Below are 14,397 nucleotides of genomic sequence, written 5' to 3'. Positions count from 1 at the left end.
CCATGTACGTCGATTCGCATTGCCATCTGAATTTTCCCGAACTGGCGAAGGACCTGCCCGGCATCCTGGACCGCATGCAGGCCAACCGGGTCAGCCACGCCCTGGTCGTCAGCGTGAACATGCCGGAATGGCCCGGCCTGATGGAACTGGTCGAGCCGCATGGCAACCTGTGGGCGTCGGTGGGGGTGCATCCCGACTACGAGGACACGCCCGATCCCGAGCCCGAAGAGCTGGTGCGCCTGGCCCGGCACCCCAAAGTGGTGGCCATCGGCGAGACGGGCCTGGACTATTACCGCCTGTCCGAGCCGCTGGACTGGCAGCGCGACCGTTTCCGCCGCCATATCCGCGCCGCGCGCACCACGGGCCTGCCGCTGATCGTGCATACGCGCTCGTCGGCCGCCGATACGGTGCGGATGCTGCGGGAAGAGGGGGCGGCGGAAGTCGGCGGCGTCATGCACTGTTTTACCGAGACCTGGGAGATCGCGCGCCAGGCCATGGATCAGAATTTCCATATCTCGCTGTCGGGCATCGTCACGTTCAAGAATGCCCAGGTCGTGCATGACGTGGCGACCCGCATGCCGCTGGACCGCCTGCTGATCGAGACGGATTCGCCCTATCTGGCGCCCGTGCCGCATCGTGGCAAGCTGAACGACCCGGCCAAGGTGGTGCACGTGGCCGAACGCATCGCCCAGTTGAAGGGTATTCCGGTGGAAGACGTGGCTCAGGCATCTACGGAAAATTTCTTCAAACTTTTCAATAAGATAAAGAGATAATCTAATCTAAAATATCTCATCTTATAAAGTTAAAGCATTACTTTAGGATTGTGCGATATGGCTATGTTCAAGCGTAAGAATTTCATTCAACGTTCAGGCAGCCGCATCGCGCCGGCCGCCCTGGTCATGGCCCTGGCGCTGGCCGGGGGGGCGCCCGTGTCGGCCGCGCAGGTCTCCGCCAACTGGTGGCCGGCCATTGCCAACGATCGCGTGGACGAGATGCGCGCCATGCTGGCCCAGGGCGCCGATCCGAATCTACGTTATCAGAACGGCCAGCCGGCCATCATGCGCGCGGTCATCGACAAGGCGTGGAAGGTCTTCGACCTGCTGGCGGCGGATCCCCGCACCGACGTCAACGCCGAGAATCCGGCCGGCGAAACGCCCTTGATGTATCTGGCGCTGCTGGGCGAGACCGAGCGGGCCAGGACGTTGATCGCCCGTGGCGCTCATGTGAATCGCCTGGGCTGGACGCCGCTGCACTACGCCGCGTCGAAGGGCCAGGTCGCCGCCGCCAAGCTCATGCTGCAGAACCAGGCCATGCCCAATGCGCCGTCGCCCCAGGGCGCCACGCCGCTGATGATGGCGGCGCTGTCGGGCAACCAGGCCATGGTGCAACTGTTGATGGACGCCGGCGCGGATGTGACCACCCGCGACCTCGAGGGCAAGAATGCCGCCGACTGGGTCGACGCGCGCAAGGAGCCGGCGTTGGCGAAGAATCTCAAAGAGGTGGTGGCGCGGGCGGAACAGCGCAAGCGCGACCTGCGGGCCACGCAAGGGCAGGGCGAACCGATTGCGCCGGCGCCCAGCCTGCCCCCGATGCAATCCGCCCCCCTGCCTGAGGCGCCGCCCGCGCCGGCGGCCATGCAGCCCGCGCCCGCCACCGCAACGCCGCCCGCGCCGACGATTCGAGGCGTGACGGGCGTACGCCAGCAGTCCTATGATTGAGTGAAAATAGCCTGACACTGCGTGAATTCAGTCTGACCAGCAATATTTAATACGTCCCTAATTAAATAAATATGAATTAATTGGGGACGTATTTGGGTTCGTGGATAAAATGGCGTCATTCCTCCAGGAGAGCAGCCTCATGTCTCAAACTCCCACCCATGCATTGCCGTCGTATCTGGATCCCGACCATCTCGGCCCGTGGGGCATCTACCTGCAACAGGTAGACCGCGTCACGCCCTACCTGGGCTCGCTGGGCCGTTGGGTCGAGACGCTCAAGCGCCCGAAGCGTGCGCTGGTCGTGGACGTGCCGATCGAGCTGGACAACGGGACCATTGCCCACTTCGAGGGCTACCGCGTGCAGCACAACACGTCGCGCGGTCCGGGCAAGGGTGGGGTGCGTTTCCACCAGGACGTCACGCTGTCCGAAGTGATGGCCCTGTCGGCCTGGATGTCGATCAAGAACGCGGCCGTCAACCTGCCGTACGGCGGCGCCAAGGGCGGCATCCGTGTCGACCCGCGCAACCTGTCGCAATCCGAGCTCGAGCGCATGACGCGCCGCTACACGTCCGAGATCGGCGTGATCATCGGCCCGTCGAAAGACATTCCCGCCCCCGACGTGAACACCAACGCGCAAACCATGGCGTGGATGATGGACACGTATTCGATGAACGAAGGCGCCACCGCCACCGGCGTGGTCACCGGCAAGCCGATCGCGCTGGGCGGCAGCCTGGGCCGCGTCGAGGCCACCGGCCGCGGCGTGTTCGTGGTGGCCTGCGAAGCCGCGCGCGACCTGAACATCGACGTCTCCAAGGCCCGCGTCATCGTGCAGGGCTTCGGCAACGTGGGCGGCACCGCTGCCCGCCTGTTCCACGAAGCCGGCGCTACCGTGCTGGCCGCGCAGGACCACACCGGCACGGTCTACAACCCGGCTGGCCTGGACGTGCACAAGCTGCTGGCCCATGTGGCCGCCACGGGCGGCGTCGGCGGCTTCAGCGGCGGCCAGGCGTTGGACAACGCCGAGTTCTGGGGCCTGGAAACCGATTTCCTGATCCCCGCCGCGCTGGAGAACCAGATCAATGCCGGCAACGCCGCGAAGGTGCGCGCCAAGGTGGTGGTCGAGGGCGCCAACGGCCCGACCACGCCCGAGGCCGACGACATCCTGCGCGACAACAATGTGTACGTGGTGCCCGACGTGCTGGCCAACGCCGGCGGCGTCACGGTCAGCTATTTCGAGTGGGTGCAGGACTTCTCCAGCTTCTTCTGGAGCGAGGAAGAGATCAACCAGCGCCTGGAACGCCTGATGCGCGAGGCCTACGCGGGCGTGTCGCAGATGGCGAAAGAGCACAAGGTCACGCTGCGCACGGCGGCGTTCATCGTGGCGTGCACGCGCATCCTGCAGGCGCGCCAGGTGCGCGGCCTGTATCCGTGACCGGTTGACGGTCGCATCAGGCGGGGCGCTTCGGCGCCTGCCTGGAATCGAGCAAAAAATGGTCGCCCGACGGCGACCATTTTGCATCCTGGCCGGCGTTAGGCCGATGGCCTGCAACGAGCGGCTGGCCATGCGCGGGCTGGACGGCAGGGCCGGCCAGGCAGTGCCTGCCGCAGCCCGCCACAGGCAAGCCGGGTGGCTGGGCTGCCACGCAGCCGATCAAGACCCCGGCGGCATGAACTCCGGCTTCAGGATGCCGCGCAGCGCCTTGTACGGCAGCGTCAGCTCCGGCTGACCGGACGAATAGGGCGCGATCGCGTAGGCGTCGTACTTCACTACCATGCCCTGGCGGGTCAGCGTGACGTTGTCGGTGGGTTGGAACGGCCAGTTCTTGTCGTAAGCGGCCGGATCGCGGCGCGCGTCCTCGTTCTGCTTCAGCCACGCGGCATGGGCTTCGCGCAGCGCCTGCAGATATTGCTCGCCCCGGCCGGGGATGACCATCTGCGCCAGCGTGAGCTCGCTGCCCGTGCTGCGTTGCCAGTTCAGGAAATGCGTGGCGGGAATCGGATGGGCGGCGCCCGTCAGGTATTGGCTGGTGGTCAGTTCGACCCCGATCAGGTCGCCGACGGTATCCCTCACCTTGGCGTGCAGGTCCGTGCGGTCGCGCGGTTGTGCGGTGCGCCAGAAATACGCCACGTATTCGTCGATGGTGCGGTAATTGCCCTGCAGATTGGCATCCACGCCCGTCATGCCGGCCAGGCCGCGGTCCACCGCCTGGGTCAGCGGGGCGATGCCGGGAAACGCCACGCTGTCGATGACGATCCGTGGGCATTCGCCGCGGCAACCGGGCTTGGTCAGTTCGCGCTTGATGGATTCCGTGCGCACGTCGCCCTCGCTGGCCGCCGCGCCCTTGGCGGGCAGGCTGATGGTGTCCGAAGGCGAACTGCCGCAGGCGGCGACCAGCGCGGCGGCCAGGGCGATCAGGGCGATACGGCCCGCGCGTCGTTGTAGGTCCAGCATTGTCGTACTCGCGTCTCAGGGGACCGTGCCGGTCCATTCGTCGGTGGAGAATTTCTCGCGCGCCTGGCGCTCGGCTTCCTCCAGGGTGGCCGCGCCCAAGGTGCCGGGGGACAGCAGGCACATGCCCGAGAAGGTGTCGAGCATGCGGCCGATGATGGTCTGGCGCGCCAGGCCGGTCTGGCTGCGCAGCGGATCGACGCGCTTCTTGGCGCTGGTGGTGCCCTTGTCGGACAGTTTCTCGCGGCCGATGCGCAGCACCTTCACCATCTTTTCGGCATCGATGTCATAGGACATGGTGACGTGGTGCAGCACCGCGCCGCCGCGGCGCGCCTGGGCGGCGCCGCCGATCTTGCCGGCTTCGGAGGCAATGTCGTTCAGCGGCTGGTACCAGGCCTTGATGCCCAGGTCGTGCAGCGCGCGGATCACCCAGCCGTCCAGGAACTCGTAGGACTCCTGGAAACTCATGCCATGCACCAGCGCCTGCGGCACGCTCAGCGAATAGGTGATGGTGTTGCCAGGCTCGACGAACATCGCGCCGCCGCCGCTGACGCGGCGCACGACCGCGATGCCGTGCTCGTGCGCGGCCTGCATGTCGACCTCGTTGCGCAGCGACTGGAAACGGCCGATGACCACGGCGGGAGCCGACCATTCCCAGATGCGCAACGTGGGCGGACGGCGGCCCGCGCCCACCTCGTCGGTGATGACGGCATCCAGCGCCATGTGCGTGGCCGGCATCTGCGGGCCTTCATGGATCAATTGCCATTCGTAGTCCGACCAGGCCGTGCGGCGCGGCGCCTGGACAGGCTGGGGGGGCACCGTGGTGGGGGCGGCGGGGGGAGTGTTGGAAGCGTCCATGGATGTCATGACAGGGCCCTGCGGATGACCACGGCCACCGCTTCGGGCGAAAAACCGAACAGTTCGGCCCCGGTGGGCAGGGCCTGGCGTACCGCCTCGGCCAGGCCGGCTTCGTCGGTGTCGGCGGACAGGCCGGACAGGCCGCGGTTGATGGTCTCGAGCGCGTCGGGCGGTTCGAGGAAGAAATCGCCGCTGATGCACACGTGGGCCAGGCGGCCGTCGACGACGTCGACGTCGGCCACGACCAGCTTGCCGCCGGGGACTTTGTACTCTCCGTGCATGGGGAAGGCTCCTTGCCGTTCAATCCAGGTTGAGCTTCATGCCTTCGTGGCTGGCCACGAAACCCAGGGATTCGTAGAAGCGCCGCGCATCGGTGCGCTGCTTGTCGGTGGTGAGCTGCACGACGCCGCAGCCGTGCTCGCGGCATTGCGCGATCGCCCATTCGAACATGACGCGGCCCAGGCCGGTGCCGCGGGCGCTGGCGGCGATGCGCACGCTTTCGATCTGCGCGCGCCACAGGCCTTGCCGCGACAGGCCCGGGATGAACGTGAGCTGCAGGCAGCCCACGATATGGCCATCGCGCTCGGCCACGGCGAGCTGGTGCAGCGGATCGCGGTCGATGGCCTCGAAGGCCTGCACGTAGCAGGGCCGCGGCGGCATGGTCGCATCTTCGCGGGTACTGCCCAGCAGGTCGTCGGCCAGCAGGGCGATGATGGCGGGGAGATCGTCGGCGACGGCGCGCCGGAAAGTGGGATCCGCTCGATCCATGCGGTTCAGCGGCGCAGCGAGGCGGCGGTCTGGCCGAACAGCACGCGGCGCGAGGCCTCGTCGCTGACCGACGGCGTGACGTTGATTTCCTTGGCCTTCTGGTAGGCGCGCACGGTGGCCGGACGAGCCGCGATGGCGTCGAACCAGCGTTTCAGGTGCGGGAAGTCTTCCAGCTTCTGGCCTTGCTTCTCGTGCGGCACGATCCAGGGGTAGGCCGCCATGTCGGCGATGGAGTATTCGCCCGCCACGAACTCGCGGTCGGCCAGACGGTGGTCCAGCACGCCGTACAGCCGGTTGGTTTCCTTGACGTAGCGTTCGATGGCGTAGGGAATCGGTTCGGGCGCGTACGACGAGAAGTGATGGTTCTGGCCGGCCATGGGGCCCAGCCCGCCCATCTGCCAGAACAGCCATTGCAGGGCCTCGGTGCGGCCGCGCAGGTCTTGCGGGATGAACCGGCCGGTTTTCTCGGCCAGGTACAGCAGGATGGCGCCGGATTCGAACACCGAGACCGGCGCGCCGCCGCCGGCGGGCTCCTGGTCGACGATGGCGGGAATGCGGTTGTTGGGCGAGATGGCCAGGAATTCGGGCTGGAATTGCTCGCCCTTGCCGATGTTGACCGGATGGATCTTGTAGGGCACGCCGGCTTCTTCGAGAAACAGGGTGATCTTGTGGCCGTTGGGGGTCGTCCAGTAGTACAAGTCGATCATGATGGTCCTTTGCTCGTTGCGTCGCCCGTTGTGCGGGCGGCAAGTCCCCATGATAGCGGCTTGCCGCCGGGCGGGGGCTCAAGCCCCGGCCCGGCACGCGGGTTTGACGGCCCAGGCCGCGGCGGCGGACGCGCGGCGTGCTGCCGCCGCCGCGCCAGCCGCTCAGGCGGCGGGGGGCTGGGCGGCGCAGGCGGCCGCGATATCGTCGGCGATCGAGGCCGGCGCATCGGTCGGCGCATAGCGCTTGATGACTTGGCCGTCGCGGCCCACCAGGAACTTCGTGAAGTTCCATTTGATGCCTTCCGTGCCCAGCAGGCCGGGCTTCTGTTCCTTCAGCCAGCGATACAGCGGGTGGGCGTCCGCCCCGTTGACGTCGATCTTGGCGAACATCGGGAAGGTGACGCCGTACTGCATGTCGCAGAAGCTGCGGATCTCGGCGTCGTCGCCCGGCTCCTGGTGGCCGAACTGATTGCAGGGGAAGCCCAGGACGGCGAAGCCCTTGTCGCGGTAGCTGCGATAGAGATCTTCCAGGCCCGAATACTGCGGCGTGAAGCCGCACTGCGACGCCACGTTGACGACCAGGGTGACTTGGCCATCGAAGTCGGACAGGGGGCGCTCCTGGCCATCGAGGCCGCGCGCGGAGAAATCGAACAGGGTGGTCATTCAGCCTCCGTTTGGGCGGCTGGGGCGGCAAGACGCCGCGGCTAGCCGCCTGGCGCCCAGAAGTGTAACGCCACCTTGAAATGCGCGCGAGGGCGGCGGCCCGTGTTCAGACCAGCCGCAAGTCCTGGGCCCGCGTGCCGGGAAACACGGTGTCCAGCTGCCTGGCGTTCAGTCCGTAGAGCTTGCCGAACAGCCCGCCGAACACCGCGCGGTAGTCGTTCAGCACGGGGTAGTCGCGGTCCTGGAACAGCGTGGCGTGCCCGACCTCGACCTGCCGGCCCGCGATGCGGCCGCCGCGGACCGTGCCGCCCAGCACCCAATATACCGAGCCGTGGCCGTGGTCGGTGCCCCGGTTGCCGTTCTCGCGGAAGGTGCGTCCGAATTCGCTGATGACCACCACCGTGGTGTTCTTCCAGGCCGGCCCCATGGCCTTCGCATAGGCCGCCAGGGCCTGCCCCAGCCGGCCCAGGTTGTTGGCCAGGTTGCCGTTGACGCCGCCCTGGGCCACATGCGTGTCCCAGCCGCCCACGTCGACGAAGCCGATGTTGTAGCGGTCGGCCATGAAGCCGCCGATGCGTTCGGCCTGCGCGGCCAGGGTCTGCGTGGAGACCGCCTTGCCATTGGCTTGCGCCATCTCTTTCTGCATGGCCTCGCTCTGAGCGGCGATCTGCAGGCCTTCGTCCACCGACTGGCCCAGGTCGGTGCCCTGGTACATCCGCGCCAACGTGCGGGCACGGTCTTCGTTCAACGTGGATTTCCGGTTGCCGCCGCCCAGGTCGATGTTGGGCACGCCGAGTTCGCCGCGAAAGATCTGCGGCACGTCGCGGGTGAACGAGGCGGGGTGCCGGCTGTCGCGCGACAGCACCTCGGACAGGCGGTTCAGGAAGCCGGAACGGTAGTTGCCGCGTGCGCTGGCGGCGCGGCCCACCTCGATGCTGTTCTGTGTCTCGAAATGGCTGCGGCTGAGGTCGTCGGTGCCGGCGAACGGCACGAAGGCCAGTTCGCCGCGCTGGTACATCGGCATAAGACTGTCCGCCAGCGCGGGATGCAGCGCCCAGCCATCGGCCAGCGGCAGCGCCTGGTCTCTGGGAATGGCGATGTTGGGACGCGATTCGTAATAGAACTCGCTGGTGGCGGGCACCAGCAGGTTGGCGCAGTCATAGGCGCCTCGCATGAAGACCACCAGCAGTCGCGTATCGGCGGCTGGCGCGGCATACAGGCTGGCGCCGTGCAGCAGCAAGGGGGCGGCGGCGGCATGGGCAAGAAAGCGGCGTCGGTCCATGATCTGGGCTCCGTATCTGGGCGGGAGCTGCGCTGCGGTCAGCGGCGCATGAACTCCGGCGAGGACAGCAGCAGGGTGTTCGCTTCGCGCACGTTGGGCGCCTGCCCGATGGCGGTTCGCGTGGCGGACGACAGGCTGGCGTAGGGGCCGTCCGCGCCATAGGCATCGAGCAGGCTGGGCAGAGTGGGGGGCTTGGGCGGTGCGGCGTCGGGCGATTCGCGGTACAGCCCGGCGCCGCCCGTGGCGATCTGGCGCGCGACCTCGAAACGCGTGGTCATCTGGCCCGATCCCGACCAGTCGGATTGGGCCATGGGATAGCCATCCGGCGTGATGCGGCGGCCCATCGCCTGTCCCAGCCGGTTGATCATGGCGACCGCCGGGCGGACGTTGATGATGGGCGGCTGGTCTGCATAGGCCGCGCGCAGCGACGAGTACACATACTGGGTGGGATCCTTGAATTTGCCGGCGGTCAGCGAGGCCGCGAATTCCGGCGAGTCGAACATCGTGCGCAGTACCTGCGCGATGTCGCCGTCGCTTTTCAGGAAGGTCTGCGCCATGCGCTCGACCAGCGCCCGGCTGGGTTTGTCCGACACGAAATAGCGCGCCAGCTTGCCGCTGACGAAATGCGCGGTGGCGGGCTGGCGGGCCAGCAGATCCAGCACGCCGTCGATCTCGTTCATGCCGCCGGGCGGTATCGTGCGGCCCAGCAGGGTCTTGGCGCCGTCGTCATGGCGGCCGGGAGAGAAACGGAACAGGCCGTCCTGCGTCGCCTGCATGCGCTTGCCGCGCGCCTGCCGGCCACCGGGTTTTTCGCCATGATCGACGCCCAGCCCGGTCAGTACGCGCGCCAGTTCCTGGACGTCCTGCTGCGTGTAGCCGGCATCCACGCCCAGTGTGTGCAGTTCCATCAGTTCGCGGGCGTAGTTCTCGTTGATCTTGCCCTTGACGTTGCGGGCGTTGTCCAGGAACTGCAGCATGGCCGGCGCGCGGGCCGTGGCGCGCAGCAGGTCGCTGAATTTGCCCAGCGCATGCGGACGGATGGTGCGCTCTTCGTAATCGCCCAGCAGCGCGCCCACGTCGCCCTTGCCGACGTAGACGCTGAAGTGGTTCATCCAGAACCAGGTCATCACCTCCTGCAGTTGATTCGGCGAGTACAGCGCGCGCCAGGCCATGCGCTGGTTGGCTTCGTTGGCGCGCTGGGCGGAGACCTTGCGCACCGCCTGGTTGGCGTCGGCGCGCTGCGCCTGCGGCAACTCGCGTATCTCGCGGCGGCGCTCGGTCTGCGCCCGCAGGGCCTCGACCGCGCCGACCTGGGAAATGGAGAGGGCGTCGATACGGGCCTGCACCTCGGGCGGCAGCGCCGCATCCGGGGCGGGATGCAACTGGCGATCGAGATAGGCACTCCAGCCTTGCTGCTGCGCGCGCTGCAGTTCCGCGGGCGTCACGCCCCAGGTGATGCGGTCGACCTGTCGCCACAGGGGCGGCGTACCGGCGGCCAGGCTGGCATGCGCCCAGGCCTGGGCGAGACAGAAAAATCCGAGCGCGACGGGGCGCAGGAGTTTGGCTTGCACGAGGGCTCCTTGCGATCGGCGGATCGATCAAGTCTTCAGACTGCCTGAAAAAACCATTGCAATCACCCCCTTGAAACGTGCTGGAACCGTTGGACGCCACCCGCAAGGCTTATATGATGCGGACAGGCGGCCGTCTGTCCGCGGGCTGCAAGGAGTACACGCATGGATCCGATGATCGAGCGCCTGCGGGGCATGTTGGCCAAAGGCCAGGACAACCCGATGTTGCGCTATACGCTGGGCAAGGCTTGCGCCGAGGCCGGGAATCACGAAGAAGCCGTGACGCATCTGCGCGCCGCGCTGGCCCTCGACGCGAACTATTCCGTGGCCTGGAAATGGCTGGGCAAAGCGCTGCTGGGCCTGGGCCTTCGCGACGAGGCCCGCCAGGCCTGGCAGGACGGCTTGCAAACGGCGCAGGCGCGCGGCGACGCGCAGGTGGTCAAGGAATTGCAGGTGTTCCTGCGGCGCCTGGAGCGCGAAACCGGACAGGGTTGACGGCGGTGTAAACACATCGGTGCAGATGTGACATTGCTTAGCCGCGCGCCACCGCCGCGGCGGCGGCCGTCAAACCATGAAACACCCCCCGCACGGGCTGGCTTGACGAGTCCGCGCCGCGGTCTTGTAATCGTACGCACAGCACTCACGCTGCGATCAGAACAGGAAGACACGGCGCTCATGGGATCACTGACCGACATCGATCGACGCCCGTCCAGTTCCGGACCGGAGGCGGGCGCCGGCCATCCCTTGCACCGCCTGTGGCAAGAGGCCGGGATGCCGGCGCAGGCCCTGGACTACGTGGATCTGCCCGGGCGCGAACCGGCGTTGCCTTCCTCGTTCGCGGTGGGCACCGCGGCGCAGGCCAGCATCGCAGCCGCCGCGCTGGCCGCGGCCGAGGTCTGGCATCTGCGCGGCAAGGGCCGCCAGCGTGTCGGCGTCGACCTGGTGCGCGCCGCGCAGGAATGCCGCAGCCATTTCAAGCTCGACGGCGTCACGCCCTCCATCTGGGACAAGATCAGCGGCACGTATCGTTGCGGCGATGGCAACTGGGTACGCATCCACGCCAATTTCGCGCATCATCGCGACGGGGCCCTGGCCTTGCTGGGCTGTCCCACGGGCGAGGGCACCTCGCGTGAAGACGTCGAGCGCGCCCTGGCCGGATGGAACTCGTTCGAGGTCGAGCAGGCGGCCGCCGATGCCGGCATCTTGGTGGCCGCCATGCGCGACTTCGCCTCCTGGGACGCGCATCCGCAGGCGCACGCCATCGCGGCGCAGCCGGTGATCGGCATCGAGCGCATCGGCGAGGCCGACCCGCGGCCCTTGCCAGCCCAGGGCGATCTGCGCCGCCCGTTGCAGGACCTGCGCATCCTGGACCTGACGCGCATCATCGCCGGCCCCGTGTGCGGCCGGGCGCTGGCCGCCTATGGCGCGGATGTGATGCTGATCAACTCGCCCGGACTGCCCAATATCGAGAACATCGCCGACACCAGCCGCGGCAAGCTGTCGGTGCATGCCGACCTGGAAACGGCCGAGGGCCGGATCGCGCTGGCCAACCTGCTGCGCCGTGCGCACGTGTTCGTGCAGGGTTACCGGCCGGGCGGCCTGCAATCGTTGGGTTTCGGGCCGGAAGATGCCGCGCGGCTGCGTCCCGGCATCGTGTATGTGTCGCTGTCGGCCTACGGGCACCAGGGGCCCTGGGCGGGGCGGCGCGGCTTCGATTCGCTGGTGCAGACGGCCACGGGCTTCAATCATGCCGAGGCCCAGGCGGCCGGCCAGCAAGGCCCCAAGCCGCTGCCGGTGCAACTGCTGGACCACGCCTCGGGCTATCTGATGGCTTTCGGCGCGATGGCCGCGCTGGCCCGTCAGGCCACCGAAGGCGGCAGTTGGCACGTGCGTGTGTCGCTGGCCCGTACGGCGCTGTGGGTGCGTCAATTGGGACGGGTGCGGGACGGGCTGGCGTGTCCGATGCCGCCGATCGATAATCTGGTGTATACCGAGCCCTCGGGCTTCGGCCTGCTCGAGGCCGTGCGCCACAGCGCACAGTTCTCGGAGACGCCGGCCCGCTGGGACCGGCCCTCGGTACCGCCGGGCACGCACCCGCCCGTGTGGCCCTTCAATGCCTGACCGATCCTACGCTGCATCATGTCCGCCACCATCTATCACAATCCCCGTTGCGGCACGTCGCGCAACGCCTTGCAGGCCCTGCGCGACGCGGGCATCGAACCCACCGTCATCGAATACCTGAAGACGCCGCCGTCGCGCCAGACGTTGGCCGGCCTGATCCAGCAATCCGGCCTGACCGTGCGCGAGGCCGTGCGGACCAAGGAGTCGCTGTACCAGGAACTGGGCCTGGACGCCGCGGGCGTGGACGACGACGCGTTGCTGGACGCGATGGTCGAGCATCCCATCCTGATCAACCGTCCGTTCGTGGTCACCGAGCGCGGCGCGCGCCTGTGCCGTCCGGCCGAGGTGGTGCGGGAACTGCTGCCCTGATCGAAGCATGAAAAAAGGCGCGGGAGGCCGATGCCTGCCGCGCGCCATTTTTCTTTGCGGCGGCGCCTTCAGCCTTGCCTGGCCTTCCAGTCGCGCAGCGCCTTGAGCGTGTTGGCGACGTGATGATCGGGGTTCATGTCCGAGTATTCGTACAGGATCTTGCCGTCAGGGGTGATGACGTACGAGATGCGTTGCGCGCGCGCGGGATTGCGCTCGTGGGCCGCGTCGTAGCGCTGCATCACCTTGCGGTCGGCGTCCGCCGCCACCGCGAACTTGCCCGCGCAGTCCGCCATCGAGAATTTCTTCAGGGTTTCCATGTCGTCGGCCGACACGCCCACCACGGTGGCGCCCAGCGCCTTGTACTGCTCGATGGCGTCGGCAAAGCTGCGCGCTTCCAGGCTGCAGCCTTGGGTGAAGGCGGCAGGGTAGAAGTACAGCACGACCGGGCCCTTGGCGAGCGCCTCGTGCAGCCTGAACGTGAAGGGTTGGCCGCCCAGCGCCGCCTGGGCCGTGAAATCGGGCGCGGGCGCGCCGATCTCGAGGGCGGCGTGGGCGGCGGCGGCCACGCCCAGCGCGGCGGCGAAGGTGGCGGCAATCAGATAGCGTTTCATGCGGATCTCCGGACGGCGTCAGGCCCTTGTTATAGCGATTGAACCGGTCGCGGTCCAGTGCCATCATGCGCCTGACGGGCTGTACATCCGCTTACGCGGCGCGGTTGACGCGCGTGGGCGTTTTGGCGGACGCTAGACCTGTCCAGACGCTGAATCCGCCGGTATCGCTGCCCGATCCTGCGCCGTATCATCGATACGCCCATCGGTGCGCACCCGGACGGATCGGCGCACGTTGCAGGAGGACAATCCATGCACATCGCTCATCGCCTTGGCGGCCCCGCCATCTTGGTCCTGGCCGGCATGGCCGGCGCCGCGTTCGCGCAGCCTTCTGGCTCCACGCCGGGCCGCGTTTATTCGACCAATCAACCGGCCTACATGGCGCCGCCTGGCGGCAACCGGGCCTTGCCGCCCATTCCGCGCCAGCCAGGCGAATTGGGGGTCACGGTCTATCAGCCGCCGCGCGCCGTGCCCATGCAGCCGTCGCCGCCAGCGGCGCCCACGCTGCCGTCGCGGCCCAGCCGGCCCTCGGCGCCGGCGGGCCTGCCCTCGGCGCGTCCGTCGTACACGCCCGCGCCCGCGGTGCCCATGGTTCCGGCCAGGCCCGGCGGCGCGTCCCGCTACGGACGCTGACGCCGCATGGCATGGGCAGCTTGCGTGCGCCGCGCCAAGCAAACGGGGCCGCCTGAGCGACCCCGCGATTCGCTGCCGGCGGCGTGCCGGCGTGCGTCAGTTCCAGCGGCCGTTGGCGCCCGCCAGGGCAAAGCGGCCCGCGCCCATGAAGGCAATGGCCAGCGCGCTGAACAGGAACATGCCTTGCAGTTCCAGTGCCCAGCCGCCTTGGGCGGTCATGCCGCTTACCTGGCTGGAGTGGGCCAGCATGATGGCCACGACCATGTTGATCGCGATGATCAGGCCGCCCAGGCGGCTGGCGATGCCCAGGATGAGCAGCAGCGGCGCCAGGATCTCGCCCACGTAGACGAAATAGGCCACGAAGCCGGGGATATTGTGCTGGGACAGCATGCCCGCGATGCCGCCGACGCCCGTGCTCAGTTTGGACAGGCCGTGCAGCAGGATGAGGATGCCCAGGCTCAGGCGCAGGATCAGTTTGCCGGTATCGTCGGATCTCATGAGGGTTCTCGCTGGAATCGGTTGGGACCTGCTGACGGCATGGCCGGACGGCCTGCCTCAACACCCGCCCGGCTCGGCGGCGCGGGCGGCGCCATTATGGCAAATCCCGCCGGGCAGGTACAGCTTGTCGAGGAGGGCTCGCGGGGGCCTTCCAGTCT

17 protein-coding genes are annotated in these 14,397 nt (G+C 67.8%); 7 read left to right on the top strand and 10 right to left on the bottom strand.

Translation table 11 applies throughout. The features are described 5' to 3' along the window. The first annotated feature begins 2 nt into the window (after positions 1-2). From A7W11_RS04765 to A7W11_RS04755, 3 genes are all read left to right on the top strand, one after another. Positions 3-773, top strand: a complete 771-nt coding sequence (locus tag A7W11_RS04765) for a TatD family hydrolase (protein WP_066409472.1) — start codon at positions 3-5, stop codon at positions 771-773. 63 nt (positions 774-836) lie between these two features. Then, complete coding sequence (locus A7W11_RS04760) at positions 837-1,718, top strand: ankyrin repeat domain-containing protein (RefSeq protein WP_066409171.1); 882 nt, start codon at positions 837-839, stop codon at positions 1,716-1,718. A 139-nt stretch (positions 1,719-1,857) separates the two neighbouring features. Continuing rightward, positions 1,858-3,147 carry a Glu/Leu/Phe/Val family dehydrogenase gene (locus tag A7W11_RS04755; protein WP_066409168.1) on the top strand — a complete coding sequence of 430 codons (1,290 nt, stop codon included), beginning with the start codon at positions 1,858-1,860 and terminating at the stop codon, positions 3,145-3,147. 219 nt (positions 3,148-3,366) lie between these two features. Here A7W11_RS04755 and A7W11_RS04750 read toward each other — a convergent pair whose 3' ends face one another. From A7W11_RS04750 to A7W11_RS04715, 8 genes are all read right to left on the bottom strand, one after another. Then, positions 3,367-4,167, bottom strand: a complete 801-nt coding sequence (locus tag A7W11_RS04750; RefSeq protein ID WP_066409164.1) for an RsiV family protein — start codon at positions 4,165-4,167, stop codon at positions 3,367-3,369. Between the two features lie 15 nt (positions 4,168-4,182). Beyond that, on the bottom strand, positions 4,183-4,902 hold the full coding sequence (locus tag A7W11_RS04745) for a lipoate--protein ligase family protein (protein WP_066409470.1): 720 nt from the start codon (positions 4,900-4,902) through the stop codon (positions 4,183-4,185). Between the two features lie 125 nt (positions 4,903-5,027). Then, entirely contained in the window at positions 5,028-5,303 is a 276-nt protein-coding gene (locus tag A7W11_RS04740; protein WP_066409161.1) for a biotin--protein ligase, read from the bottom strand. Between the two features lie 19 nt (positions 5,304-5,322). Continuing rightward, positions 5,323-5,790 carry a GNAT family N-acetyltransferase gene (locus A7W11_RS04735; protein ID WP_066409146.1) on the bottom strand — a complete coding sequence of 156 codons (468 nt, stop codon included), beginning with the start codon at positions 5,788-5,790 and terminating at the stop codon, positions 5,323-5,325. A gap of 5 nt (positions 5,791-5,795) precedes the next feature. Then, on the bottom strand, positions 5,796-6,497 hold the full coding sequence (locus A7W11_RS04730) for a glutathione binding-like protein (RefSeq protein WP_066409137.1): 702 nt from the start codon (positions 6,495-6,497) through the stop codon (positions 5,796-5,798). Between the two features lie 162 nt (positions 6,498-6,659). Further along, positions 6,660-7,160, bottom strand: a complete 501-nt coding sequence (locus A7W11_RS04725) for a glutathione peroxidase (protein WP_066409135.1) — start codon at positions 7,158-7,160, stop codon at positions 6,660-6,662. Between the two features lie 106 nt (positions 7,161-7,266). Then, positions 7,267-8,442 (bottom strand): DUF1501 domain-containing protein, encoded by a 1,176-nt coding sequence (locus tag A7W11_RS04720; RefSeq protein WP_066409130.1) that lies wholly within the window; start codon positions 8,440-8,442, stop codon positions 7,267-7,269. 38 nt (positions 8,443-8,480) lie between these two features. Beyond that, positions 8,481-10,013 (bottom strand): DUF1800 domain-containing protein, encoded by a 1,533-nt coding sequence (locus A7W11_RS04715; protein WP_066409127.1) that lies wholly within the window; start codon positions 10,011-10,013, stop codon positions 8,481-8,483. Positions 10,014-10,175: 162 nt separating this feature from the next. Between A7W11_RS04715 and A7W11_RS04710 the strand changes: the two genes are divergently transcribed. The 3 genes from A7W11_RS04710 to arsC all read left to right on the top strand — a co-directional run bounded on the left by A7W11_RS04710 (position 10,176) and on the right by arsC (position 12,500). Next, a complete protein-coding gene (locus tag A7W11_RS04710; protein ID WP_082887093.1) occupies positions 10,176-10,505 on the top strand; it encodes a tetratricopeptide repeat protein in 330 nt (109 codons plus the stop codon). Positions 10,506-10,685: 180 nt separating this feature from the next. Then, the gene (locus A7W11_RS04705) at positions 10,686-12,131 is read left to right on the top strand and encodes a CoA transferase (protein ID WP_066409123.1); all 1,446 of its coding nucleotides are present in this window, start codon (positions 10,686-10,688) and stop codon (positions 12,129-12,131) included. 18 nt (positions 12,132-12,149) lie between these two features. After that, positions 12,150-12,500, top strand: coding sequence for an arsenate reductase (glutaredoxin) (arsC, locus tag A7W11_RS04700; protein ID WP_066409116.1), 351 nt, complete (start codon positions 12,150-12,152; stop codon positions 12,498-12,500). 68 nt (positions 12,501-12,568) lie between these two features. Here arsC and A7W11_RS04695 read toward each other — a convergent pair whose 3' ends face one another. Continuing rightward, positions 12,569-13,111: a peroxiredoxin gene (locus tag A7W11_RS04695; protein ID WP_066409113.1), complete on the bottom strand. Its 543-nt coding sequence runs from the start codon at positions 13,109-13,111 to the stop codon at positions 12,569-12,571. A 249-nt stretch (positions 13,112-13,360) separates the two neighbouring features. On the opposite strand from A7W11_RS04695, the gene A7W11_RS04690 reads away from it, so the two are divergent. Further along, entirely contained in the window at positions 13,361-13,741 is a 381-nt protein-coding gene (locus A7W11_RS04690; RefSeq protein WP_066409110.1) for a hypothetical protein, read from the top strand. A 96-nt stretch (positions 13,742-13,837) separates the two neighbouring features. Here A7W11_RS04690 and A7W11_RS04685 read toward each other — a convergent pair whose 3' ends face one another. After that, positions 13,838-14,239 (bottom strand): DoxX family protein, encoded by a 402-nt coding sequence (locus tag A7W11_RS04685; RefSeq protein ID WP_066409107.1) that lies wholly within the window; start codon positions 14,237-14,239, stop codon positions 13,838-13,840. Positions 14,240-14,397 lie beyond the last annotated feature (158 nt).

The organism is Bordetella ansorpii (assembly GCF_900078315.1).
Classification (GTDB): Bacteria; Pseudomonadota; Gammaproteobacteria; order Burkholderiales; family Burkholderiaceae_B; genus Bordetella; species Bordetella ansorpii.
This window is presented reverse-complemented; position numbering and strand designations above follow the sequence as displayed.